Raw genomic sequence first — 22,896 nt, 5'->3', positions numbered from 1 at the left:
GCTCACGCGGCGGCCTCCCCGGCGCCCTGCGGCGCGCGCTCGGCCTGCGCGGGCGGCGCGACACCGGCCGCCCCGGCGTGGTCGCGCCGGAGCGCCTCGATGAACTCCGGCGTGAAGGTGCCGTCGATGCGCACCGAGTACCTGAAGTACGGGTCCGCCTCGACGCCGTGGTAATCGTGATCGTTGAACCAGTAGGCCCGGCCGGCGACCGCCGTCTTCCGCCGCGCCCGCTCGTCCCACAGGAACAGGCGCTTGTTGCCCGCGGGGCAGAGCGTGATGAAATGGTCGGGCTCGCTGTCCGGCGCTCTCCCCTCCCCGTCGTGGTGCACCGTGCCGTGATCGTTGGCCTCGAGACCCATGATGTTGCAGCGCCCTATCGACGCGAACGGCAGGCGCTTCACGTAGGCGATCGTCCTCGGGAAGAACGACTTCGCCAGGCGGGTGAAGTCCTTGCCTTCACTCCGGCTCTTGTCGCCCCAGTAGCGGTTCGGGATGAGCTCGACATAGACCTTCCAGGGGAAGTACACCCCATGGCGGAACTTGAGCCACAGCATCTGCCGCCGGGAGAGCGGGATCTCGCGCTCCTCGCCGAACTCGAGCGCGGCGCGCGCGGAGCTCTCGATCGACGAAGGGTCGTCCGAGAGGCGCTGGAACGTCGCGAACTCCTCGTCGTCGAGGCCGCGGATCACCTCGCCGTAGTCGGCGAACGCCTCGCCGACGCGCGACGGCGGCATGATGCCCATCGCGCGGTGGCTGCCGCCGGTGTAATCGATCGGCACCTGCGTGAGCCCGAGGCAGATCTCGTCGTGGATCTCGCCGAGCGGGGTGAGGTCGAGGTACGGCTCGAGATCGATATAGGGTCGCGCGAAGATGCCCTGGATGCCGGAGTCACAAGGAGGTTCGACCATGGGTCCGCCGCCGGAGCCGGGGCGTCACAGCCCGGCAGGCCTACCCATATCACAAAGCCCGGGGGGCGCCCCGCAAACCCCGAAACCCGCCTGCGCCTCGCGGCGGCGTGACGCGAGGCTTGGGCTTGTGAGGGCGCGGCGCGTTCTGTAGCGTGCGTCCCATGGATCTGTCCTACGTCATGGGGTTCGGGCTGGGCACCACGCTCGCTCTGCTCGCCCTGCTGCGCATCGGGCAGAGGGTCTTCTCACCGGCGCACACGGCCGCCCGCGATCTCACGGAGAGCAACGCCGCCCGCCGGCTGCTCACGGTGGGCCAGGTCCTCGCGGTGTTCCTCGTCGCCGCGAACGCCGTGAAGAACTGCCTCGAGGGCGAGGGCTTCGCGCGCGACCTCCTCTGGGTGAGCGCGTTCGCCGTCGTGGGCCTGCTCCTCGTCCTCGCGACCGGCCAGCTCGGGATCCGCCTTCTGCTCAGGGCGCGGCTCCCGGCCGAGATCGAGCGCGGCAACGCGGCCGCGGGGCTCGCGGCGGGCGCGCACTACGTGGCGACCGGGCTCATCACCTCGCGCGCGATCGCGGGCAAGGATCTCGGCGATCTCGCGATCTCCCTCGGCTTCTTCGTCCTCGCGCAGATCACGCTGCACGTGTTCATCTCGCTCTTCCGGGCGCTCACCACGTACGATGACGCCGAGCAGATCCAGGGAGAGAACCTCGCCGCCGCGCTGAGCTACGCCGGCGCCTCGATCGCGGTGGCCATCATCATCGCGCGGGCGCTGGAGGGCGACTTCGAGGGTCTCTTCATCTCGCTGAAGGGCTATGGCGGGGTGCTGCTCTACCTGTTCGCCCTCTACCCCGTGCGGCAGCTCCTCGTGCAGAGCGTGCTGCTCGGCGCGCCGCTCGCGCTGCGCGGCGGCCGCCTCGACGCGGGCATCGCGGCCGACCGCAACGAGGGGCTCGGCGCGCTCGAGGCGACGACCTACCTCGCGACCTCGATCGCCATCGCGCGCCTCCTATGACCTCCGCTGACCGCGCCTACGACGCCTTCGCCGCGAAGATCGTCGACACGGGCCTCATCACCGACCCCTGGTTCGACGGGGCCCCGCGCTTCCGCGAGGAGCCGGTGTTCGTCACGGCCGCCGAGCAGCGCGCCCTGTACCGCGCCGCCGAGGAGGTCGCGGCGGTCTACAACGAGCTTTGCCTGATCGTCGCGGACGAGCCGTCGCTGCTCGACGACTTCTTCTGTCTGACGCCCTGTCAGAAGGCCATGTGGCTCTCGTCACAGCCGCTGTGGCACGGCATCGCGCGCGCCGACGTCTTCCTGACGGATGAGGGCCCGGCGATCGCCGAGCTGAACTGCGACACCCCGACGGGCGAGGCGGAGGCGGTCGTGCTGAGCGCGCTCGCGGCGCCGGATCACCCGGGCGCGCGCGACCCCAACGGCGAGCTCGGCGCCCGGTTCTGCGCGATGGTGGACGAGGTCGCCCGCGCGCTCCTCGGCGAGGCCGCGACGCGGCGCCTCGGCTTCGTTTATCCGACGGAGTTCACCGAGGACCTCTCGGTCATCCGCCTCTACCAGCGCTGGCTCACGGAGCGCGGGTATTCCGTGCTCCTCGGCTCGCCGTACAACCTCGGCCACGACGAGCGCGGCCTGTCGCTCTTCGACGTCCCCTTCTCGGTCCTCTTGCGCCATTACAAGACGGACTGGTGGGGAGAGCGCTCGAGCGTGTGGACCGACGAGCAGATCCCCGACGCCGAGCCGCTCGCCGGCCCGCTCGGCGCCGTGCTGTCCGCCGCGGCCGACGGGCGCGCCGCGATCCTGAACCCGCTCGGCGCCGTGCTGCCGCAGAACAAGCGCTCGATGGCGTTCATGTGGGAGCACCTCCACCGCTTCTCGCCGCACGCGCAGTCGGTCATCCAGCGTCACGTCCCGGTGACGTCGCGGCTGGAGACGGTGCACCCCGAGCTGCTCCTTGCGCAGCGCGAGGAGTGGGTCCTGAAGAGCGATTACGGCGCCGAGGGAGAAGAGGTGATCCTCGGGCGCCACACCCCCGACGAGGTCTGGCGCGCGTCCCTGGCCAAGGCCCGGGAGGGGCGGTGGATCGCGCAGCGGTACTTCTCCGCCCTGGAGAACGCGCGGCGCGAGTCGGTCAACTACGGCATCTACCTGATCGCCGGCGAGGCGTGCGGCATCTACGCGCGCGTCCAGGCCGGGATGACGGACGCGGCCGCGCTGAGCGCGCCGGCGCTCGTGCGGTAGGCGCGTTCGCAGGGCGAGCGCGCCCGCGGGCGGCTACTGGGCGGGTCGGGCCGGGGCATCCATGGCGCGCACCGCGCGGAACGCGTCGGCCGTGGCCTGCGTGTTCTGCGTCGTCACGATCTGGAGCCGGTCCCCCGCGCGCCGCGCCACGTGCACAAGGATGCCCTGCATATCGGGCACGGGCTGGCCATCCGGGGTGACGACGCCCGTCAGCTCCCATGCCCAGCGGACGACCGCGAGATCCGGCGCGACGAAGCGTGTCTCGACACGCACGCTGGCGAGGCGGCTCTTCGCAAAGACGGTCTTGTGAATGCCGACGTGATTCGCCCGGATCTCCTCCCGCCCATGCCACCACATCCCGAAGATGTTCACGAAATCGGCGTCCTCCGCTTGAAGCGCGGCGAACGCATCCATGTCGTGCCGGTTCCAGGCGTCGTTGAAGGCGGCGACGAGCTCCTCCCCCAGCGCCGCCTGCTCGCGGGCGTCGGGCGCCGCCGCCTCGATGGCCGGCGCTGGCGCCGCCGGCGCGACGGGCTGGGGCGTCGTGGGGGCGCACGCGAGGACCAGGAGCGGGAGCGCAGCCAGGGCGAGGGCTCTATGCATGGAACGCCCCTTACTGCGAACCGGCGCGGGACGTCAACCGGGGGCGCGCTCGATCCTGACTGCGGGTCAGACTGCTGTCCTCGCAGGCGGAGAGCTGCCTCGATCACGTCGAACAGGCGTTGACCCGCTCGCGCCGTCATCGAGGATCAGCGCTCGACCGGATCGCAGGTTGCCAGGGCGGCCGCGGATAGGTACGCTTGGGTCTCCGCTGGGCTCGCTCCGCGCGCTGCCCGGCGGTGCTGTCGAGGCGTCGAGGCGATGAGCTGCGCTTGTGATCACAGAATGCTGAAGGAGCTCGCGTTCACTGCGCACCACGACGTCAGCTCGACTTCATGATGTCAATCGCCGGACTGAGCCGACGCGCGTTACGAGCCCGGTTCCCGGAGTCGAGGACGTCCGCCTTCGTGGACAGCCGGCCGGTGCCCTTCGAATCGTTGTCGGTTCGCTCGATGAACTTCGGCCAGCATTGGCGCACCCCGGACGTACCGCTGATTTCTTACTTTCTGGAGCTCCCCGGCGCCTACTTCGTTGCTTTCCTGGCAGAGCCCGAGCAGCTTCCAGCGCTCATCGAGGACACGAGGCGCTTTCCCGAGTCGACGGAGGCGCTCGACAGGGCGCTCATCGACGCGGACTTCCCAAGCGCCGCGGACGCAGTGAAGCACCCCGTCCTCGCCAGGGAGCTCGCGCGCTTCTTCGCGCACGAGGCGCTCCTCCGCTGGCTCGGCGATGGGCCGCCGGATCTGGAGCCAGGTTTCGTTCTCAATTCGCTCGACAAGGTCCTCCTTGGCCCCACCGGCTTGTTGCTCGAGGGCCAAGGTCGGACGTCCGGTATCACGGTCGCGTACCAGGATGTCTGAGAGACCCGCCCCAGGTTGACATTCCCACGACCGGGGCGCGACGACCCGGCGACCCGACCCAGGTTGACGGATGAGGAGAGAGATGCATCGATTTGTCTTCAGAACGTGCGGATACCTGGCCACGATGTGCCTGCTCACGCTCGTGGCTTGCGGTGACGACGAGGCCCCCGACGACACGTCGACATCGGGGAGCGGGGGCGCGGGCGCTTCAGGCTCGGCGGCCTCGACAGGCTCGGGCGGCACGGGAGGGTCAGGCGAGGGAGGCGGGGGCGGGGGCGCGACGAGCTGTCCAGAGCTCGTTGGCCGCGTCCCCATGCCGGAGCTCGGTCCGTGGATGTATGGGCCTCATCCCGGGCCGTGCGCCCAGACGGACACGGAGACGGACACGGGACAGGAGACGTCGTTCGTTTACGAATACGATGGCCAGCGTCTCGTCGGAGCGGTCGAGACGATGGGCAGCGAGACCTTCACACACACCTTCGACTACGAGGGCGAGCGCATGGTCCGCATGACCCGGACCGGCGCGGCCGAGACCCGTGTCCTCGAAATCGACTACAACGACGACGCGCGGGCGATCACCTATGGGAACGACGACTACTTCGTCCGATACGAGCGCGACGACCAGGGGCGCCTCGCGCAGCTGACGTTCGACCGCTTCACGGATGATCTGCCGACCATCACGACGGAGATCGTCTACGAGGGTTGTCGTCTCCTCCGCCGGGAGCAGGGGGTGAACCCGCTCGACGGCATGCCCAGCCCATCGATCCCGGCCTTCACCTACGTCTTCGACGGCGATCTGCTGGTCGAGCGCCTCGGGGAGACGTCGCGCACGGTTTACGACTACAGCTGCTGGTGATCAGCTCGGCGGGTTCGCCGGCGCGTGGCCGCCGAGCGCGCGCACGTCGTCGGCCGTATCGACGTCGATCGCCCCGCCCGCCCAGTCGATCGCCGCGACGTCCTCGACGCGCAGCAGGCGGCCGGCGCCCTGGTCGCCCTGGAGGCGCGAGAGCGCGTCCCAGCGAGATCGGTCGAACACCGCCGGCGCGCCCACGACGCCGCTGAACCGCGACGCGGCGATCGGCGCGCCCGCGAGCCAGGCGTCCCGCAGCGCGGTGAGGTGCTCGACCGTGAGCAGGGGCTGGTCCGCGAGCGCGATCAGGAGCGCGTCGGCCTTCGAGGCCTCCGCCCACCGGACCGCGGCGCGGACCGAGGAGGCGATGCCCTCTTCCCAGCCATCGTTCGCGATGTGCGCGACCTCCAGATCGCCGAGAGCGCGCGCGACCGCGCCGGCGCTGGCGCCGAGCACGACGCCGACCGGCCCGGATCGAGCCTCGACGCACGTGGTCGCCACGCGCCGGACGAGTGGCGCGCCGTCGAGCTCGACGAGCTGCTTGGGGCGACCGAGGCGACGTGAGCCGCCGGCGGCGAGCACGACCAGCGCCACGCGCGCGTGCAGAGGCCGGGCGCGGGCGCGGAGCTTTCCCCCCTGCGCCCGGCGCGCGACGGCCTGGAGCTCGCCCACGATCGAGAGCGCGATCTGCTCGGGCGTCTCGGCGCCGAGATCGAGGCCGATCGGCGCGTGGATCCGCGGATCGCCGCCGGGGTGGCCGATCTCGGCGAGGAGATCGCGCGTGCGGCGCGCGGGCCCGAGCACGCCGATGTAGCGGGCGCGCGACGCGAGGGCGACGGCGAGCGCATCGCGATCCGGCGTGACCTGATGGTGCATGATCACGACGTACGGCTCGGCCGCGGCGTCGATGAGCGCGCGGAGGCGATCCGCCGCGCCGCCGGTCGAGACGACGCGATCCGCGGCGCGGAACCGGGCGCCCTGGCGGATCGTGGGACAAGCGACCGTGACCCGAAACCCGACCGACGTCGCGAGCGTGACGATGGACACCGCGTCGTGCCCGCCCCCGAGCACGAAGAGCTGCGGCGACGGCGCGATCTTCTCGACGAGCACGGAGATCCCCAGCCCGTCGAGCTCCACGACGCCGGCCGGCCCCCGCGCCGCGGCCTCGATCGCGGAGCGCGCGGCCGGATCGGTCACCGGGTGCGCGAGCGCGCACGGCGGACCGAACGCGAGGCGCGCGCCGACCCGGACCGCGCCGGCCGTCGAGCGGATCACCGTGACCAGCGTGCCGGTGGTCTCCTCGGCGAAGCAGGCCGCGGCGAACGCGAGCGCGTCGTGGGTCGCCCCGGCCGCGACGTGCTCGAGCAGGACATCGACGACGCCGTTGCAGCCGAGCCCCACGCCCCATGTCTCTCCGTCTTCGGTTGTCGAGTCGTAAGTGACCACCACGGCGCCATCGCGGCACCGGTGCTCTCCGCGGAGCATCACGTCGCCCTCGAGGCAGCCGCCGCTCACACACCCGGATACCCAGCGATCGCCGGCGACCAGCATCCGCGCGCCCGGACGCCGGTACGACGACCCCGACACCCGCACGACCGTCGCGAGGAGAAACGGGGATCGCTCTGCCACCAACGTCGCCGCTTCGCGCACGATCCGCTCAAGCTCGTTCATGCGCTCGGCATCATTCACCCTTCGTGACGCGCCCGCCAGGGCGTTCATCGTCGCTGGTGACGCCGGTGACGCCGGTAACCACCGCTCGCCCTCCTCACCGCTCGCCCTCCTCACCGCTCGGTCGGTCGCGGTCGGGGGTGCGAGCGTGACAGGTGACAGAGCGCCGGCGAGCCGCGGGCCGATGGTAAAGAAATGATAAGAACATGTGCAGTCGCTTGACGGCGGGCCAGCCCAAACGTATGGCCTGAACGGCCATGAAGCTCGATGTCAACGGCGTTGTTCGTGACGTGGATGCCAGTCCGGAGATGCCCCTGCTCTGGGTGCTCCGTGATCTGCTGGGATTGACCGGCACAAAATACGGCTGTGGCATGGCCCAGTGCGGCGCCTGCACGGTCCACCTCGACGGCAAACCCGCGCGTTCGTGCGTCCTGCCGGTGTCGAGCGTCGGCACGCGCAAGGTGACGACGATCGAGGGCCTGTCGCCCGACGGGTCACACGCGGTGCAGCAGGCGTGGGCGCAGGCCGACGTCGTCCAGTGCGGCTACTGCCAGTCCGGGCAGATCATGACCGCGGTCGCCTTGCTCGAACAGAAGCCCGATCCGAGCGACGCCGACATCGACGCTGCGCTGTCCGGCAACGTGTGTCGCTGCGGGACGTACGTTCGTGTACGCGAAGCGGTGATCCTCGCGTCGAGGCTCAAGCGAGGTGGCAAGTGACCGTCTCCCGGCGTGACTTCTTGCAAGCGGCCGCTGGATCGGCGGCCGGGCTCCTGATCAGCTTCTACGTCCCGCAGGGGGTCCGCGCCGCGCCGAAGGCGGCGCAGCCGCCGCCGCTCTCGCCGAACGCGTTCGTCCGCGTCGGCACCGACGAGTCCGTGACCGTGGTGCTCGCGCACTCCGAGATGGGCCAGGGCATCTGGACCGGGCTCGCGATGCTGATCGCCGAGGAGCTCGAGTGCGACTGGTCGAAGGTGCGGTCGGAGCACGCGCCGGCCGCGCCGGTCTACGGCCATCCGGTGATGAACATCCAGATGACCGGGGGGTCGTCGACGACGAACAGCGAGTTCGAGCGGTACCGCACCGTCGGCGCGATGGCGAAGGACATGCTGCTGCGCGCGGCGGCCGCCCGGTGGAAGGTCTCGCCCGCAGCGTGCACCGCCGCGAACGGCGTCGTCACCCACGGCAAGGACAAGCTGACGTATGGCCAGCTCGCCGAGGAGGCGATGAAGCTGGCGCCGCCGGCGAAGGTGAAGCTGAAGGACGCAAAGGACTGGAAGCTGATCGGCACCCTCGTGCGCCGCATCGACACGCCGGAGAAGATCACGGGCAAGGCGCAGTTCGGGCTCGACGTGCACTTCCCCGGGCTCCGCACCGCCGTCGTGCTCCGCCCGCCTGCGTTCGGCGCCAAGCTCGTCAAGTTCGACGCCGCCGACGCCCTCAAGGTGCCCGGCGTCGAGAAGGTCGTCCCCACCGCGGACGGCGTCGCCGTCGTCGCCGCGCATTTCTGGGCCGCCAAGCTCGGGCGCGACGCGCTCCGCGCCGAGTGGGCGCAGCCCGAGGGAGGCGGGGTCGACAGCGCCAAGCTGCTCGCCGAGTTCCACGCGAAGGCGCGGACGCCCGGCACCGTCGCCGCCAGCGTCGGCAAGGTGGAAGACGCGCTCGCCGCCGCCAAATCCCGGCTCGAGGCGGAGTACGACGTGCCCTACCTCGCGCACGCGCCGATGGAGCCGCTCAACTGCACGGTCAAGATCGACGGCGATCGCTGCGAGATCTGGACCGGCACGCAGTTCCAGACCGGCGACCAGATGGCCGCGGCGAAGATCCTCGGCACGACGCCCGACAAGGTCCAGATCCACACGACGTTCCTCGGCGGCGGCTTCGGGCGGCGCGCCAGCCCCGTGGCGGATTTCGTCGCGGAGGCCGTGATCGTCGCGAAGGCCGCCGGCGTGCCGGTGAAGGTGGTGTGGACGCGGGAGGACGACATGCGCGGCGGCTTTTACCGCCCCGCCTTCGTCCACCGGATCCAGGTCGGCGTCGACGCCCGCGGCCTGCCGGCGGCGTGGGATCAGGTGGTCGTGGGCCAGTCGATCGTCGCCGGCACGCCGCTCGAGTCGTTCGTCACGAGGAACGGCGTCGACTTGACCTCGGTGGAAGGGATCGCCGAGTCGCCCTATGTCGAGCGGACGCCCGCGCTCCGCGTGTCGCTGCACTCGCCGAGGACGCCGGTCACCGTGCTGTGGTGGCGCTCCGTCGGCAACACCCACACGGCCTTCGCGGTGGAGAGCATGGTGGACGAGCTGGCGCACGCCGCAGGGCAGGATCCGCTCGCGTACCGCCTCGAGCTGCTCAAGGACAAGCCGCGGCACGCGAACGCGCTGAAGGTCGCCGCCGAGAAGGCCGGCTGGGGCACCGCGCCCGCCCCGGGACGGGCGCGGGGGCTCGCGATGCACGAGTCGTTCGGATCCATCATCGCCGAGGTGGCCGAGGTCTCGATCGAGGAGGGGCGCATCCGCGTCCACTCGGTCACCTGCAGCGTCGATTGCGGTACGGCGGTGAACCCGCTCGGCATCGAGGCGCAGATCCAGGGCAGCGTCGCTTTCGGCCTCACGGCCGCGCTCTACGGCAAGATCAACATCGCCGAGGGGAAGGTCCAGGAGAGCAACTTCCACGACTATCCCATGCTCCGGATGTTCGACATGCCGCGCATCGCCGTCCATCTCATCCCGAGCAAGGCCAAGATGGGCGGCATCGGGGAGCCCGCCACCGCGCCGATCGCGCCGGCCGTGGCAAACGCAGTGTTCGCGCTGACCAAGCAGCGGCTGCGCTCCCTTCCGTTTCGCCTCGCGTAGGAACTGACCATGATCCGATCCTCTCTTGTCCTCGCCTCTCTCCTCGCAGCGTGCGGGGGACAGACGCCCGGGGCCTCGCCGGCGCCCTCGCCTTCGCCGGTCAGCCGCGAGACCGCCCTCGCCGCGTTCGAGACCGTGCGCGGCGTCCTCCAGCACCCTCGCTGCCAGAACTGTCACCCCGCCGGCGATGTGCCGCTCCAGGGCGACGAGGGCCGCCCGCACACGCAGTTCGTGCTGCGCGGCCCCACGGGCCACGGCATGCCAGGCGCGGAGTGCACGACGTGCCACGGGCCGGCCAACCCGCCGAACAGCTTTGGCGTGCACGTGCCGCCGGGCGTCTCGAAGGGCTGGCACATGCCGCCGCCCGAGATGCCGATGGTGTTCGTCGGTGTCGCCCCGGGCGCCCTGTGCGAGCAGATCAAGGATCCGAAGCGCAATGGCGGCAAGGACATGGCGGCGTTGCGTGTCCACCTCGAGGATCCCCTCGTGACCTGGGGCTGGAACCCTGGCGCTGGCCGCACGCCCATCCCGACGCCGTACGCCGAGTTCGTCGCTGCGTGGGAGACCTGGGCCCGCGCCGGCGCGCCCTGCCCGGGTGGATGATCGACGGTCACGCGCTTCGCGGGCGGCGCGGCGGCCGCAGGCGACGCCGGGCGAGGAGCGGAGGACGCGCCGCCCTTGCGAGACCTGCCTTTGCGCTTTCGGGCCATCGGGGGAGCCGGGAGATACCATGACCGGCGGCGCTCGGGCGATCGGCCCGCGCGCGGCGACGGCGGCGCCGCTACCGGCTGGCCGGGTCCTGACAGTAGAACGCCTTCAGCTGCTCGTAGAGCTCCGGGTGCTTCGCCCTGAGCTTCCGTGGCTTCTCGAAGAAGGCCTCGGTGACGACGGCGAAGAACTCGGCCGGGTTCGTCGCGCCGTACGGGTCGATCACCGTGCGCTTGAGGCTCGCCTCGTCGCGGAGGAGGCGCTCGTACTCGCGGCCGAGAATGCGCGCCCACGCCGCGTACATCGAGCGCTCGGGCAGCTCGGGCGCGCCGTCGGCGGGGCCTTCCTCCTGGTCGAGCTGGTGCGCGAACTCGTGGAGCACGAGGTTGTGACCGTCGCTCATGTCCGCCGCGCCCGCGAGCACGCCGTCCCACGCGAGCACGACCGACCCCCGCGACCACGACTCTCCGAGCCGCGCGTGATCACCCTCGACGACGACGCCCCCCTCCCGCACCTCCCGGCCGCGGGCCACGTAGGTGCTCGGGTAAACGAGGATCACCTCGAGCTCGGGGTAGTAGTCGGTCTCGCGGTGCAAGAGGAGGAGGCACGCCTGCGCCGCCACCGTGACCCGGATCTCGTCGGTGATCTCCAGGCCGCCGCACCCCTCGAACGGCTTCTCGTCCAGAAAGACCTGGATATGCCCGAGGAGCTCCTGCTGGTCCTCGGCCGGGAGGCGGCCGAAGCAGGGCACGTTCCGGTCGAGGATCTCGCGCCACGCGGGCGGAAAGGGCTCGCGTCGGACGGCGTCGCGCCGCCGCTTCCTGAAAAAGGCCAGCATCGACGACCACGTTACCCGCTCGCGTGGCGCTGTCGGAAGAGCGGTGCGCGGCGCTCGCGGAGTGCCCGTGCCGCAGCAGCGGATCACCACCGGCTGCTGCCATGGCAGCAACGAGGGACCACGGCGCCGCCGCGAGCAGGCGAGCCGCCCGCGGCGGTCCGTCGGAGCCGGCTCTACGCCTGCGCCGTCGCCTGCGCCGCGCCGGCCGCGCGTACGCCGGACGCGGGCACGGCCTCCGGCGTCGATCCCGCCTGGCTCAGGCGCCGCTTCGCCTCGGCGACGACCTCCCTCGGCAGGGGGCCCTTCCTCGCGAACTCCAGGTTATCGCGCAGGTGCTTCGGGTTCCGGGTCCCGACGATCGTCGTGCTGAGTCCCGGGTGCGACAGCGTGAAGCGCAGGGTGAACTCGATCCGGCTCAGGCCATCGAGCAGCTCGTCGAGCCTGGCTCGCTCCCACCGGTCCTGCATCGTGGTGCCCGGCAGCATGTAGTTCGTGCGCTGCCAGTCGGTGGGCGCGCCGCGCGCCACGCCGCCGCGGATGATGGTCCCGGCGCCGGCCTGGGCGGCCTTGCCGATCACCTCTTCGTGCTCGCGCTGCAGCGCGGAGTACGGGATCTGGAAGGCGTCGAAGACGCCGAGCTCGATCTGCTCGACCAGGTTGGGCAGCGTGCCCGAGACGCCGAGAAAGCGCACCTTCCCCTCGCTCTTGAGCTTCAGCGCCTCTTCCAGGGCGCCGTCCTGCTCGAGCTCCTGCCGGGTGAGGCTCCGGTGAAACTGCACCAGATCGAGGTGGTCCGTCTTCAGCAGGCGCAAGCTGTTCTCGACGCCGTGCCGGATGTTCTGCGCCGTATGCACGTGCTCGCCCTGGGCTCCGCCGACGACGCACCCGCATTTCGAGGCCAGGAAGTACTCGTGCCTGCGGTGCGAGAGGAAGCGCCCGATCCGCTCCTCGCTGCGACCGTAGTCGATGGAGGTGTCGATGAAGTTGATCCCGGCGTCCAGCACGTCGTTCAGAATGCGCTCCGCCTCCTGATCCGAGAGCTCAGGGCCCCGCGGCGCGCCGCGCAGCTCCATGGCACCGAAGCCGAGGGTGGTGACGCGGACGCCGGTGCGTCCGAGCAGGCGAGTGGGCAGATCGGTCATGGTCTTCCTCCGAGAGCGAACACGAGCTGGTCGCAACGGCTGATTGCGCCCTGAGCGAGGGATGTTGGTATTCCGCGTCACACACACGACGCGCGATTCACGGCTGCGCTGAGCGCCCCCGCAATCTGCAACTGCAGAGTCTGCAAACAGTGAGCCAAGGGCGGGCCAGGCGGAACGCCGCTTGACACGGCCGCCGCCCGCAGAAACCCTGGGCTCCTCCTCCGTGACCCCGCGCCCCGCGACCCAGCCGGCCACGGTCTTCGCGCAGGCGCTCGGCATCGCGGTCGTGACCGCCTCGCAGCGCGACGGCATCGCGCCGGCCGAGGTGTGCGCGCGGGTCGGCGTCGACCCCGCGGTGCTCGGCCGCCCCGACGCGCGGGTGACGCACGACGAGCTCTGCCGCGCGTGGGCCGCGTTCTCGGCTGCGGACGAGTCGTTCGGCCTGCGCGCCGCGGTGCTCGTCGACGCCGCGCCTCAGTCGCTCGTCGAGTACACGTTCGCGAGCGCGGGCGACGTGCGCGGCGCGGTGCGGGCGTTCCTGCGCTTCCAGCGGCTCATCCACGACGCCGCCGCGCACACGTTCGAGGAGGGGCCGGACCACGTGACGTTCCGCTTCGCGCTCGCGCCCGGCCACACGGCCCCGAGCGCGGTGTGGGACTACCTCGCGGCGACCACCGTCCTGCGCTTCCGGCGCGCCGCGACGCCCCCCCGCGAGCCCACGGTCGTCCGCCTCGTGCGCCCGCCGCCCGCGGACGGCGCGCTCGCGCGCAGCGTCTTCCGCGCGCCCATCCGCTACGGCGAGCCGCGCGCCGAGATCGAGTACCCGAGGGCGCTCCTCGACGCGCGGATGAGCACCACCGATCCGATGCTCTACACGCTCCTCGCCCAGCAGCTCGAGCGCGCGCTCGGCTTGCCCGCGAGCGAGCACCGCGTGCTGCCGCGCGCCGAGGAGGACGTGCTCGCGCGCGTGCGGCGCGAGCTGCGCACGGCGATCCCGCAGGGCGAGGCCACGCTCGACCACGTCGCGCGCGCCGTCGGCCAGAGCGCGCGCAGCCTCCAGCGCCGCCTGTCCGAGCGCGGGACGAGCTTCCAGGCGATCGTCGACGACGCGCGGCGCGCGATGGCCGAGGAGCTCCTCGCGGCGCACCGCGCGACCGTGACCGAGGCGGCGTTCGCGGTCGGGTTCACCGACGTCGCCGCGTTCACCCGCGCGTTCAAGCGCTGGAACGGGGTGCCGCCGGGCGCGTGGTCCCGCCGCCGCTGAGCTGCTCCGGCGTGGGCGCGGCGTCGAGCGACCCCCGGCGGCGCAAGCCCCGAACCCCCGCGACCGCCGACGTTCCCCTCGAGACACCCGTGAGCACGGACACGAGGGTAAAATTTTCTCACCCCCCTACACAGCGCTTCGATAAGACCTTACACAGCCGCGGCGGCAGCTGACCGGCGCGAAGCGCCCCATCGAGCGTCACGCGCTCGTGCTAGGATGCGCCCGCCCGCCAAGAAAGGTGCATAATGTGGCTCGATCGGGTCATCAAATCGCTCTTACCTCATGAAGAGCACTTCTTCGACTTGCTCGAGCGGGGCGCCGACTGCGCGCTGCAGAGCGCCAACGTCCTCTCGGAGTGCTGCAGCGCCCGGAGCGCCAGCGAGAGGCAAGCCCTGGTCTCGCGAATCACCGACATCGAGCACGCCGCCGACGCGGTGATCCGCGACGTCTACGACGCTCTCAACAAGACATTTGTCACGCCGCTCGATCGCTCCGACATCTACGCCCTGGCGACGGACCTCGAGAACGTCTCCGATCGCGTCCACTCCACGATGATGCGGGTCGTGGTCCACGCCATGGAGGATCTCCCGCCGGCGAGCCAGGAGCTCGCCGTCAAGATCCTGGAAGGATGCTCCGAGATTCACAGCGCCGTCAAGCTGCTCCGGGGGATGAAGCGGGTGGCGGAGATCAACCGGCACTGCAAGGCCATCGCCAAGCTCGAGCACGACGGCGATCAGATATTCCGCTCGGCGATCGTCGAGCTCTTCAACACCGAGAAGGACGCCATCCACCTCATCAAGCACAAGGAGTTCCTCGAGGGGCTCGAGAACACGCTCGACGCCTGCGATGACGTCGCCAACGCGCTGGAGGCGCTGGTGATCAAGAACGCCTGAGGGGCGCGCCATGAACACTCTCCTCGTCACGCTGACCCTCGTGATCGTGGTCGCGCTCGTCTTCGACTACATCAACGGCTTCCACGACACGGCCAACGCCATCGCCACGGTGGTGAGCACCGGAGTCCTCCCCATCCGCACCGCCGTGCTGCTCGCGGCGCTGTTCAATTTCGGGGGCGCGCTCACCGGCACGGCGGTGGCGAGCACCATCGGGAAAGGGCTCATCGTCCCTTCGGCGGTGACCCAGGTGGTGGTGCTCAGCGCCCTCGTCGGCGCGATCTTCTGGAACCTCTTCACCTGGTATTTCGGTATCCCATCGTCATCGTCCCACGCCCTCGTGGGCGGGCTCGTGGGCGCCGGCGCCGGGCGGGCGGGCACCGCGGCCGTGCAGGGGGCGGGGCTCTTGAAGGTGGTCAAGAGCCTGATCATCAGCCCCGTCGTGGGCTTCGTGATCTCCTTCCTCGGGATGATCGCCATCTTCTGGCTCGTCCGGCGCACCCGGCCGGCGGTGGTCAATCGGCGCTTCCGGATCCTGCAGATGGTCTCCGCGGGCTTCATGGCGCTCTCGCACGGGAGCAACGACGCCCAGAAGACCATGGGCATCATCACGATGGCGCTCGTCGCGTACGGCGCGATCCCCGCGGGCCACGGCGACTTCCACGTGCCGCTCTGGGTGGTCTTCGCCTGCGCGACGGCCATGGCCCTCGGCACGGCGGCGGGCGGGGTGCGGATCATCAAGACCATGGGCACCAAGATCATCGACCTCAAGCCGATTCATGGCTTCGCCGCCGAGACCAGCGCGGCGGCGACCATCTTGACCTCGTCGTTCCTGGGGATGCCGGTGTCGACGACCCACGTGATCACCGGCTGCATCATGGGCGCGGGCGCGAGCCAGCGGGTGAGCGCGGTGCGCTGGGGCGTGACCACGCGCATCCTCTGGGCGTGGGTGCTCACGATCCCGGTGAGCGCCGTCGTGGCCTGGGCCTGCTATCTCGGGCTCTCGTCGATCCTCGGCGGTTGAGCGCCGACGCGCCGCGCTGCGCCGGCACGCTGACCCCTGACCGCTGACCGCTTCCCAAGGAGGCCCTCCGTGCACCGTCGCCATGCGCTCTGGATCTTCATGCTCTGCCTGGCTCCCCTGCTCGCCGCGTGCGGGCACCCCTGGAAGACCCTGCGTGAAGCCGTGCCGAACCCGTTTTACGGCCAGGGGCGCTTCGGGGTCGTCCCGATCGTCTTCTACGGCCTCCAGGTCGGCGACGGCTCCGAGGCCGAGTGGATGGCGGAGAAGGACGCCGAGCAGCAGCAGAGCTGGCAGGAGGACAAGGCGGCGATGAACGAGGAGTTCACGGAGGCGCTGATCGCGACGGCGGCGTCGGAGGGCGTCGCCATCGTCAGGGCGAGGAGCGCAGCCGACGCGCCGTTCTTCCTCCGCGCGAACGTGACGTTCTACGAGCCCGGCATCTTCGCGGTCGTGCTCAACAAGAACACGCGCCTCAAGGCGATGGTGCAGCTCACCGATCCGGCCGGGGGCGTGTTCGACGAGTTCTTGATCGACACCGCGGTGCCAGCCTCGTTGACCAACCCATCGAGCGGAGGGCGCGCGCGGACCGCGGCGAGCCAGCTCGGGAAGCTCGCCGCGAAGTACATCATCCATCGCGTCCAGGGCGAGGACTGAGCGCCGCGATCTGCGCGAGCGTCGCCTCGGCCGACGGCGCGGCGAGCCCCAGCTCCGTCGCCCCGTAGCGCGCGAGCGCCCGGCGGTCTGCCGGCGAGAGCGGCCGCGCGCGGAGCGCCTTCGCCGCCGCGGCGGCGCCCTCTCCGCAGGACGCCGGCACGCTCGAACCGTAGCGCAGCGCCCGGTGCGTCCGGATCATCGCGAGCACGTCGAGCGACGCGCCCGCGTAGTGCGCCACCTGTTCGAGCAGGAACGTCGCCAGGGGCCGCGGCACGGGCACGCTGTCGAGCGCGTCGGTCGGGCGGAGCTCGTAGACGACACGCTGCTTCGACGGCAGGAACGTCGTCCGGTCGAACGTCGCGTCGCACGAGAGGAAGATCTGCGACGTCGGGACCAGCACGCGGACGGACGGGGCCACGTCCCACGCGGCGATCGTGTGGTTCCACGTCGGCCAGAAGAGGCCGACCCCGCGGACGTCGAGCCGGCGCGCGAGCCCGGCGAAGAGCGCCGAGAGCTCGTCGCACTCGGCCGTCGCCGAGGGCCCGGCCGACGACGCGAGCGGAGGGCTCTGCCTCCACGCGGCCCAGATGTGCCAGGCTGTCGGGTTGCGATCGGTGATGCTCCAGCGCAGCCGGAACGGACCGCCGTCGCGCGTCATCTCGAAGAGCGTCCGGACGCGCACGTAGTCGCGGACCCGCCCGGCGCCGCACTCGAGCCCGTGCTCCGCGCAGAAGCGCTCGGCGTCGGGGCGCCGCGCGTCGGCGGCGCACGCGTCGATGCGCTCGCCGAGGCGGGCGGCGAAGTCGCGCATCGGCAGCGCGTCCGGGAGCGCCTGGCTCTCGGTGGCGGCGCAGGCCTCGGCGCGCGCGGGGGCGGCGGGCGCGGTCAGCGCCGCGGCCAGCGCGAGCGCGAGCAGGTGATGCGGTCCGGGGGGCGATCGGCGGTTCGGCATCCCCCTTCATCGCGCGGCGGCGGCGGAGTGTGACCGGATGTCCGCCGGGCGCGACCGGCCGCCCTCACTGGATGGTCGACGCCGTGACCATGATCGGCGTGTCGTCGTGGTTCGAGATCTGCGGATAGGTCGGGTACCACGACCCGCCGATGTTGTTGGTGATCACCGACCGGTCGATGACGATGTTCCCGGTGTGATCGTTGCTCACGAAGAAGATCGCGCTCCCGTGGGCGTTCACCTCGTTTCGCTCGATCCGGGTCCCGCAGAGCGTGAGCGTCATCGTGGCGCCGTCGTTGTAGATGGCCCCGCCGCTGCCGCCGCCCGGCGTCCCGGCCATCGCGGGGTTGCCGCCGTTGCCGAGCGCGCGGTTGTGGGAGAACAGGCTGTTGATGACCGTCCAGGAGACGCCGATGCTGCTGATGCCGCCGCCGTTCGCGCACTCGTTCCCGTAGCCTTCGGCGCCGCCGAAGGTGCTGTTCACCACGTGGAGCGGAAGGCCGTTGTACTGCATGAACGCCCGGATCCCGGCGCCTCCGATGTCGGGGCCGGCCGGATCACACGTGTTGTTGAAGAAGCGTGAGTTGACGACCTTCAGGCGCCCGCCTTGCGCGAAGATGGCTCCACCGCCCTCGTCGTCATCGTTCGTCGAGTTGCCCCCGAGGAAGGTGAGGTTCTGGACCGTCAGGCGCGGGTGGTCCTGGTTGTCGCAGTTCGGCGTCGTCCAGACCTGCGCCTCGTCGCAGGTGTTCATGTAGAGGATCCGCCGCTGCCCGCCGCCGCTCAGGGTCACGAGCCCGCCGCCGTCGATCACGATCTCGGGGCCGGTATCGTTGAAGATCTTCGCCGTCTCCTCGAGCGTGATGGTGATCGGCTCCGGGCCGCAGTCGAATGTGATGATGCCGCCGGCCGCGACGGCGCTGACGACGGCCTCCGAGGTGCAGCTCTCCGGCGTCCCGTCGCCGATCACCGTCGTCGGCGACGAGGTGTCGGCGGCCTGAGCCTCGGCCGGAACGGCGCAGCTCCCCTCCGGGTTGCCTGCCGCGGGGCCATCGCCCTCGTGCATCGGAGGCTCCGGCGCCGAGCCGCCCGAGCCCGGGCCGGCTCCCGAGGAGCTCGTCGCTCCGGCGCCGCCCGTGCCTGTCCCCCCGTCACCCCCATGCGGGTCGTCCCCGCAAGCCGCAACCCCGGTCGCCATCGACAAGCACAAGATCAGCCCCAGTGATCGCCGCATCACGCCCTCCTCGATCCGAAAGGTTTTGCTCAGCGGCGTGGACACCTCTCGGGCCGCTCGCTCCTCGCGTGGCCAGTCGCCAGCATCATCGCAGAGTACCTCCGTCGTGCGGCGGTCCGCTCATCGATCCCACGGCGACCGAAGAGCCCATGGCACACCCGCGACACGGATGTCCCCCGAGATCAGCCGCTGCGCCCTGTGGGGTTGGGGACACACACCAGGCACACACGTTGCACTGAGAGCTCACCGGAGGGACGAGATGCACAACATGGCGTGGATGGTCGCGGCGCTCCTGGTGGTCGGCTGTGGCGGGGCGGACTTGCCCGAGGGCTGGGAGGATGCAGAGGCGATCGAGGGCCTCACCCAGAGCGAGTGCAAGGCGGGCGCGTCCGAAGACACGGTGCAGGAAGCGCTTGTGGCGACGCCCGAGCGCGGCGCTGTTCACATCGAGTACCGCGCCGCGCAGTTCCGATGCGATCAGGAGGTGGAAGGGTTTGTCCGGATCGCCGGCAGCAGGGTGGATGTGCTCGTGCAGCCCGTGGACATGGACCCCGGGTCCGTGGCCGGGTGCGACTGCCGCTATGACATCGACATGGCCATCAAGGGCCTGAGCAAGGGGGCCTTTGCCGTCGAGCTGTACCGCCGCTGGGACAACATCAACGATCCGAACGATCCGAAGAAGATCGGCTCCGCCGAGGTGCAGATCCCCTGAGGACGGCCGCAAACCGAGGCGGAAGCCGTGGAGCTCCGTCGCACGGGGAGCGATGCGCAGCCCGAACCCCTGCCCTTGATCCAGGCGCCGATGCCGCCTGTGCGCGACCCACGACGCCAGGCGAACCCGACGTGGTCCGCTTGCCGCCTCGGGAGCGGCCATGCAAACTGGTCCGCGCGCCATGGTCGAGCTGAACGATCAACAGATCGAGCGCTTCATCGCCGATGGATTCGTCCGGATCGACGCGGCGTTCCCGCGGGTCCTCGCCGACGAGGGCCGCGCCATCCTGTGGCGTGACACCGGGATGGATCCCCACGATCCGAAGACCTGGACGAAGCCGGTCGTTCGACTCGGGCTGTACGGCCAGCGGCCGTTCGCCGAGGCGGTGAACACGCCGGTGCTGCGGGCCGCGTTCGATCGGCTGGTCGGCCGCAGGCGCTGGCAACCGCTGAACACGCTGGGCACCTTCCCCGTGCGCTTCCCGTCTCCCGACGATCCTGGGGATGCCGGCTGGCACGTCGACATGAGCTTCGGCACCGAGAACCCCGACTTCATGTCATGGCGCGTGAACGTCGCGTCGCGCGGCCGCGCGCTGCTCATGCTGTTCCTCTTCTCGGATGTCGGCGAATCCGACGCGCCGACGCGCATCCGGGCGGGGTCCCATCTGGACATCGCGCGGCAGCTCGCGCCGGCAGGCGAGCCGGGGCTGACGTTGCGTGAGCTGGCCGCGAACGGCTTCGCCGAGACGGCCCAGCGACCGCAGGTGCTCGCGACCGGCGAGGCGGGAACGGTCTACCTGTGCCACCCGTTCCTGGTCCACGCGGCGCAGCCGCACCGCGGCACGCGCCCGCGCTTTTTGGCCCAGCCGCCCCTGCTCCCGACCGAACCGTTGCGGCTCGATCGCGAAGACGGCGAGAGCTCACCCGTCGAGCAAGCCATCCGCGCGGCGCTGCGCGGCGATCCGTGAGCATCGGACACGCCTCGACATACCGGCCGCGCGCGTCGAATCACCGTCAGCCCGCGGCGGCGCGCGCCCCCCGCGCGCGCCGCACCCGGTCGACCGCGACGGCGATCACGATGATCGCGCCCGTCGCGATCTCCTGCACCCAGCTCGGCAACCCGAGGTGGACGCCGCCGGTCCGGATGACCGTGATGAGCAGCGCCCCGATCACGCTCCCCGCGACGCTCCCCTCGCCGCCCGAGAGCGGCGCGCCGCCGATGACCACCGCCGCGATGACCTCGAGCTCCAGGCCGATCGAGTCGGTCGGGTCGCCCACCGTCAGCGTCGAGAACTCCATCACCCCCGCGACGCCGGCGAGGAGGCTCGACAGCGTGTACACCGCGATCTTCACGCGCCCCGTGTCGATGCCGCACAGGCGCGCCGCGGCCTCGTTGCTGCCGACCGCGAACACGTGCCGCCCGAAGCGCGTGAACATGAGCACGGCGAAGACCAGGATCGCCAGCGCCGCCGCAATCCACAGCCCGGGCGCGGTGATGTCCGACGACAGCAGCGCGTCGAGCCCGCGCGGATCCGCGTCGATCTTCTGCTCGGACGCGAGCCCCTTCGCCGCGCCTCGCAGCGCGCTCATCGTGCCCAGCGTCACGACGAAGGGCACCATCCGCGCCCGCCCCACGAGCGTCCCGACGAGGGCGCCCACGAGGCCCGCCGCCGCCGCGGCGACGAGCGCCGCCGGGAGCGCCGGCACCCCCGCGCGCAGGAGCTTCGCGAGGACGACCGTCGTGAACGCGACGAGCGAGCCCGTGGAGAGGTCGATCCCGCCGGTCGCGATGACGAGCGTCATGCCGACGGCGCAGATGCCGACCACCACCGTCTGCCGCGCCATCGTGAGCAGGTTCTGGCTGCGCAGGAACGTGTCGGGCGTCAGCGCCGCGAAGAGCGCGTAGACGAGCAGCAGCGCCACGAGCGGCCCCACCCACGGCGGACGCTTCTTCACGAGGATGCCTCCAGGAGGAGCGACGCCTCGGTCCACGACGACGCGGGCCGCGGCGGGTCGAGGGTCCCCCGGCGGAGGACCGCGATGCGATCGCAGGTCGTGACGAGCTCCTCGAGCTGGCTCGACACGAGCACGATCGCCTTGCCGGCGCGCGCCAGATCGCGGAGCAGCGCCAGCACCTGCGCCTTGCTCGCCACGTCGATGCCGCGCGTCGGCTCGTCGACGAGGAGCACGTCGAAGTCCTCGCGGAGCAGCCGCGCGATCTGGACCTTCTGCTGGTTGCCTCCCGAGAGCTCGCCGGCGCGCTGCTCCGGCCCGCGCGCGCGGATCGCGAGCGCCTCGATCCAGCGCGCGCCCTCCGAGAGGACCGATCTCGGCCTGGCGAAGCGCGGGGCGCGCGGCGAGAGCCAGACGTTCTCGGCGAGCGAGCGGCCGAGCATCAACCCTTCCCCGCCGCGATCCTCGCTCAGCAGGCCGATCCCGCGAGGGGCGCGCAGCGCGACCGTCCCGCCGCGCCTCGGATCGAGCCCAGCGAGGATGCGGAGGAGCTCCGTCCGCCCCGAGCCCACGAGGCCGGCGATGCCCAGGATCTCCCCCCGGCGCAGCGTCAGCGACGCGCGCTTCGGCCGCTTCACGCCGGAGACGCCCTCGGCCTCGAGCACCACCTCGCCGCCGTCCGGGCGCGCCTCCTCGGGTACGGCGCTCGCGCGCGTGTCGGCGCATGCGCGCGTGTCGGCGCATGCGCGCGTGTCATCGAGCGCGCGGCCCAGCATCTCGCGGACGATCTGCGCCGGCTCGATCTCGCGCGGATCGCCCTCTCCCGCGACGCGGCCGTCGCGGAGCACCGTGTAGCGATCGGCGTGCGCGCGCACGTCCGAGAGGAAGTGGGTCACGAGCAGCACCGCGAGGCCGGCGTCTCGCAGGGCGCCGACGCGCTCGAACAGGCGCGCGGCGTCCGACCGGCCCAGGCTCGACGTCGGCTCGTCGAGGACGAGGAGCCGCGCCGCGAGCCGCCCGTCCTCGCGGAGGCCGCCCTGCGCGAGCGCCCGCGCGATCTCGACGAGCTGCTGATCGGCGACGCCGAGCTCCCCGGCCCGCGCGTCGAGCGGCACGCGGCCCGGATCGGCGGTGACGAGCGCGATCGCCGCCCGCGCCACGGCGCGCGCGCGCGAGCGGTCCCGGATCCCGAGCCGCGCGCGCACGAGCGGCTCGATCCCGAGCACCACGTTGTCGACGACCGTGAGGTGCGCGCAGAGCGTCCGTTCCTGCGGCACCAGGACGACGCCCGCGCGGCGCGCCTCCTCGGCCGACGCCGGCGCGTACCGCGCCCCTCCGAGCAGGATCGCGCCCGCGTCGGCGCGCTCCATGCCGAGCAGGACGCGCGCCAGCGTGCTCTTGCCCGCGCCGTTCTCGCCGAGGAGCGCGTGGACGCTCGCGGGCGCGACGAGCAGCGAGACGTCGCGCAGCACCGGGTTCGGGCCGAACGCCTTCGCGAGGCCGGTCACCTCGAGGAGGGGCGCGCGCTCTCCGCCCAC

General features: G+C 71.4%; 22 protein-coding genes. 13 read left to right on the top strand and 9 right to left on the bottom strand.

All coding sequences use genetic code 11. The features are described from left to right. Positions 1-2: 2 nt before the first annotated feature. Positions 3-908, bottom strand: coding sequence for a hypothetical protein (locus WMF34_RS17315; protein ID WP_437993943.1), 906 nt, complete (start codon positions 906-908; stop codon positions 3-5). 161 nt (positions 909-1,069) lie between these two features. Between WMF34_RS17315 and WMF34_RS17310 the strand changes: the two genes are divergently transcribed. Together WMF34_RS17310 and WMF34_RS17305 are read left to right on the top strand one after the other, a co-directional pair. After that, positions 1,070-1,921 carry a DUF350 domain-containing protein gene (locus WMF34_RS17310; protein ID WP_012235974.1) on the top strand — a complete coding sequence of 284 codons (852 nt, stop codon included), beginning with the start codon at positions 1,070-1,072 and terminating at the stop codon, positions 1,919-1,921. Beyond that, complete coding sequence (locus tag WMF34_RS17305; protein ID WP_437993942.1) at positions 1,918-3,162, top strand: glutathionylspermidine synthase family protein; 1,245 nt, start codon at positions 1,918-1,920, stop codon at positions 3,160-3,162. Before WMF34_RS17310 ends, WMF34_RS17305 begins: the two co-directional genes overlap by 4 nt. A gap of 33 nt (positions 3,163-3,195) precedes the next feature. Here the strand turns inward: WMF34_RS17305 and WMF34_RS17300 are convergent, their stop codons facing one another. Further along, positions 3,196-3,765 carry an SgcJ/EcaC family oxidoreductase gene (locus tag WMF34_RS17300; protein WP_437993941.1) on the bottom strand — a complete coding sequence of 190 codons (570 nt, stop codon included), beginning with the start codon at positions 3,763-3,765 and terminating at the stop codon, positions 3,196-3,198. A 449-nt stretch (positions 3,766-4,214) separates the two neighbouring features. Between WMF34_RS17300 and WMF34_RS17295 the strand changes: the two genes are divergently transcribed. After that, positions 4,215-4,622, top strand: coding sequence for a hypothetical protein (locus WMF34_RS17295; protein ID WP_437993940.1), 408 nt, complete (start codon positions 4,215-4,217; stop codon positions 4,620-4,622). Positions 4,623-4,704: 82 nt separating this feature from the next. Beyond that, positions 4,705-5,478 (top strand): hypothetical protein, encoded by a 774-nt coding sequence (locus tag WMF34_RS17290; protein WP_437993939.1) that lies wholly within the window; start codon positions 4,705-4,707, stop codon positions 5,476-5,478. On the opposite strand, the gene WMF34_RS17285 is transcribed toward WMF34_RS17290, so the two are convergent. Then, positions 5,479-7,143 carry an NTP transferase domain-containing protein gene (locus WMF34_RS17285; RefSeq protein ID WP_437993938.1) on the bottom strand — a complete coding sequence of 555 codons (1,665 nt, stop codon included), beginning with the start codon at positions 7,141-7,143 and terminating at the stop codon, positions 5,479-5,481. Between the two features lie 254 nt (positions 7,144-7,397). Here WMF34_RS17285 and WMF34_RS17280 point away from each other — a divergent pair, with 254 nt between their 5' ends. From WMF34_RS17280 to WMF34_RS17270, 3 genes are read left to right on the top strand one after another with little or no spacing between them, the layout of a single operon-like run. After that, the gene (locus tag WMF34_RS17280) at positions 7,398-7,859 is read left to right on the top strand and encodes a (2Fe-2S)-binding protein (protein ID WP_437993937.1); all 462 of its coding nucleotides are present in this window, start codon (positions 7,398-7,400) and stop codon (positions 7,857-7,859) included. Continuing rightward, complete coding sequence (locus WMF34_RS17275; RefSeq protein ID WP_437993936.1) at positions 7,856-9,991, top strand: molybdopterin cofactor-binding domain-containing protein; 2,136 nt, start codon at positions 7,856-7,858, stop codon at positions 9,989-9,991. Before WMF34_RS17280 ends, WMF34_RS17275 begins: the two co-directional genes overlap by 4 nt. 9 nt (positions 9,992-10,000) lie before the next feature. Continuing rightward, on the top strand, positions 10,001-10,594 hold the full coding sequence (locus WMF34_RS17270; protein ID WP_437993935.1) for a hypothetical protein: 594 nt from the start codon (positions 10,001-10,003) through the stop codon (positions 10,592-10,594). A gap of 178 nt (positions 10,595-10,772) precedes the next feature. On the opposite strand, the gene WMF34_RS17265 is transcribed toward WMF34_RS17270, so the two are convergent. Beyond that, entirely contained in the window at positions 10,773-11,537 is a 765-nt protein-coding gene (locus WMF34_RS17265; RefSeq protein WP_437993934.1) for a zinc-dependent peptidase, read from the bottom strand. 173 nt (positions 11,538-11,710) lie between these two features. Beyond that, positions 11,711-12,679, bottom strand: a complete 969-nt coding sequence (locus tag WMF34_RS17260) for an aldo/keto reductase (RefSeq protein ID WP_012235964.1) — start codon at positions 12,677-12,679, stop codon at positions 11,711-11,713. Between the two features lie 223 nt (positions 12,680-12,902). Between WMF34_RS17260 and WMF34_RS17255 the strand changes: the two genes are divergently transcribed. The 4 genes from WMF34_RS17255 (at position 12,903) to WMF34_RS17240 (ending at position 16,511) form a co-directional block, all read left to right on the top strand. After that, positions 12,903-13,943 carry an AraC family transcriptional regulator gene (locus WMF34_RS17255; protein WP_437993933.1) on the top strand — a complete coding sequence of 347 codons (1,041 nt, stop codon included), beginning with the start codon at positions 12,903-12,905 and terminating at the stop codon, positions 13,941-13,943. A gap of 245 nt (positions 13,944-14,188) precedes the next feature. Beyond that, positions 14,189-14,836 carry a DUF47 domain-containing protein gene (locus tag WMF34_RS17250; RefSeq protein ID WP_437993932.1) on the top strand — a complete coding sequence of 216 codons (648 nt, stop codon included), beginning with the start codon at positions 14,189-14,191 and terminating at the stop codon, positions 14,834-14,836. A 10-nt stretch (positions 14,837-14,846) separates the two neighbouring features. Next, positions 14,847-15,857, top strand: coding sequence for an inorganic phosphate transporter (locus tag WMF34_RS17245; RefSeq protein WP_012235961.1), 1,011 nt, complete (start codon positions 14,847-14,849; stop codon positions 15,855-15,857). 69 nt (positions 15,858-15,926) lie between these two features. Next, complete coding sequence (locus WMF34_RS17240; protein WP_012235960.1) at positions 15,927-16,511, top strand: hypothetical protein; 585 nt, start codon at positions 15,927-15,929, stop codon at positions 16,509-16,511. Here the strand turns inward: WMF34_RS17240 and WMF34_RS17235 are convergent. Further along, on the bottom strand, positions 16,483-17,463 hold the full coding sequence (locus WMF34_RS17235) for a hypothetical protein (RefSeq protein WP_437993931.1): 981 nt from the start codon (positions 17,461-17,463) through the stop codon (positions 16,483-16,485). The genes WMF34_RS17240 and WMF34_RS17235 overlap by 29 nt on opposite strands. A 64-nt stretch (positions 17,464-17,527) precedes the next feature. Further along, complete coding sequence (locus WMF34_RS17230; RefSeq protein WP_012235958.1) at positions 17,528-18,694, bottom strand: hypothetical protein; 1,167 nt, start codon at positions 18,692-18,694, stop codon at positions 17,528-17,530. Between the two features lie 268 nt (positions 18,695-18,962). Here WMF34_RS17230 and WMF34_RS17225 point away from each other — a divergent pair, with 268 nt between their 5' ends. After that, a complete protein-coding gene (locus WMF34_RS17225) occupies positions 18,963-19,406 on the top strand; it encodes a hypothetical protein (RefSeq protein ID WP_437993930.1) in 444 nt (147 codons plus the stop codon). Positions 19,407-19,566: 160 nt separating this feature from the next. Continuing rightward, positions 19,567-20,373, top strand: a complete 807-nt coding sequence (locus WMF34_RS17220; RefSeq protein WP_012235956.1) for a phytanoyl-CoA dioxygenase family protein — start codon at positions 19,567-19,569, stop codon at positions 20,371-20,373. A gap of 46 nt (positions 20,374-20,419) precedes the next feature. Here WMF34_RS17220 and WMF34_RS17215 read toward each other — a convergent pair whose 3' ends face one another. Together WMF34_RS17215 and WMF34_RS17210 are read right to left on the bottom strand one after the other, a co-directional pair. Beyond that, positions 20,420-21,361, bottom strand: coding sequence for an ABC transporter permease (locus WMF34_RS17215; RefSeq protein WP_012235955.1), 942 nt, complete (start codon positions 21,359-21,361; stop codon positions 20,420-20,422). Continuing rightward, positions 21,358-22,896, bottom strand: a complete 1,539-nt coding sequence (locus WMF34_RS17210) for a sugar ABC transporter ATP-binding protein (protein ID WP_437993929.1) — start codon at positions 22,894-22,896, stop codon at positions 21,358-21,360. The genes WMF34_RS17215 and WMF34_RS17210 overlap by 4 nt, the downstream gene beginning before the upstream one ends.

The sequence above is a fragment of the Sorangium sp. So ce145 genome (assembly GCF_051525985.1).
Lineage (GTDB): Bacteria > Myxococcota_A > Polyangia > Polyangiales > Polyangiaceae > Sorangium > Sorangium cellulosum_B.
The sequence above is the reverse complement of the archived record's forward strand: the minus strand, read 5'-3'. Positions and strand labels throughout refer to the sequence as shown.

What these genes read in the sequence shown, in the direction of transcription:
- WMF34_RS17315 (WP_437993943.1), bottom strand. Translation starts at nt 908, where the DNA reads ATGGTCGAACCTCCTTGTGACTCCGGCATCCAGGGCATCTTCGCGCGA.
- WMF34_RS17310 (WP_012235974.1), top strand. Translation starts at nt 1,070, where the DNA reads ATGGATCTGTCCTACGTCATGGGGTTCGGGCTGGGCACCACGCTCGCT.
- WMF34_RS17305 (WP_437993942.1), top strand. Translation starts at nt 1,918, where the DNA reads ATGACCTCCGCTGACCGCGCCTACGACGCCTTCGCCGCGAAGATCGTC.
- WMF34_RS17300 (WP_437993941.1), bottom strand. Translation starts at nt 3,765, where the DNA reads ATGCATAGAGCCCTCGCCCTGGCTGCGCTCCCGCTCCTGGTCCTCGCG.
- WMF34_RS17295 (WP_437993940.1), top strand. Translation starts at nt 4,215, where the DNA reads ATGAACTTCGGCCAGCATTGGCGCACCCCGGACGTACCGCTGATTTCT.
- WMF34_RS17290 (WP_437993939.1), top strand. Translation starts at nt 4,705, where the DNA reads ATGCATCGATTTGTCTTCAGAACGTGCGGATACCTGGCCACGATGTGC.
- WMF34_RS17285 (WP_437993938.1), bottom strand. Translation starts at nt 7,143, where the DNA reads ATGAACGAGCTTGAGCGGATCGTGCGCGAAGCGGCGACGTTGGTGGCA.
- WMF34_RS17280 (WP_437993937.1), top strand. Translation starts at nt 7,398, where the DNA reads ATGAAGCTCGATGTCAACGGCGTTGTTCGTGACGTGGATGCCAGTCCG.
- WMF34_RS17270 (WP_437993935.1), top strand. Translation starts at nt 10,001, where the DNA reads ATGATCCGATCCTCTCTTGTCCTCGCCTCTCTCCTCGCAGCGTGCGGG.
- WMF34_RS17265 (WP_437993934.1), bottom strand. Translation starts at nt 11,537, where the DNA reads ATGCTGGCCTTTTTCAGGAAGCGGCGGCGCGACGCCGTCCGACGCGAG.
- WMF34_RS17260 (WP_012235964.1), bottom strand. Translation starts at nt 12,679, where the DNA reads ATGACCGATCTGCCCACTCGCCTGCTCGGACGCACCGGCGTCCGCGTC.
- WMF34_RS17250 (WP_437993932.1), top strand. Translation starts at nt 14,189, where the DNA reads ATGTGGCTCGATCGGGTCATCAAATCGCTCTTACCTCATGAAGAGCAC.
- WMF34_RS17245 (WP_012235961.1), top strand. Translation starts at nt 14,847, where the DNA reads ATGAACACTCTCCTCGTCACGCTGACCCTCGTGATCGTGGTCGCGCTC.
- WMF34_RS17235 (WP_437993931.1), bottom strand. Translation starts at nt 17,463, where the DNA reads ATGCCGAACCGCCGATCGCCCCCCGGACCGCATCACCTGCTCGCGCTC.
- WMF34_RS17230 (WP_012235958.1), bottom strand. Translation starts at nt 18,694, where the DNA reads ATGCGGCGATCACTGGGGCTGATCTTGTGCTTGTCGATGGCGACCGGG.
- WMF34_RS17225 (WP_437993930.1), top strand. Translation starts at nt 18,963, where the DNA reads ATGGCGTGGATGGTCGCGGCGCTCCTGGTGGTCGGCTGTGGCGGGGCG.
- WMF34_RS17220 (WP_012235956.1), top strand. Translation starts at nt 19,567, where the DNA reads ATGCAAACTGGTCCGCGCGCCATGGTCGAGCTGAACGATCAACAGATC.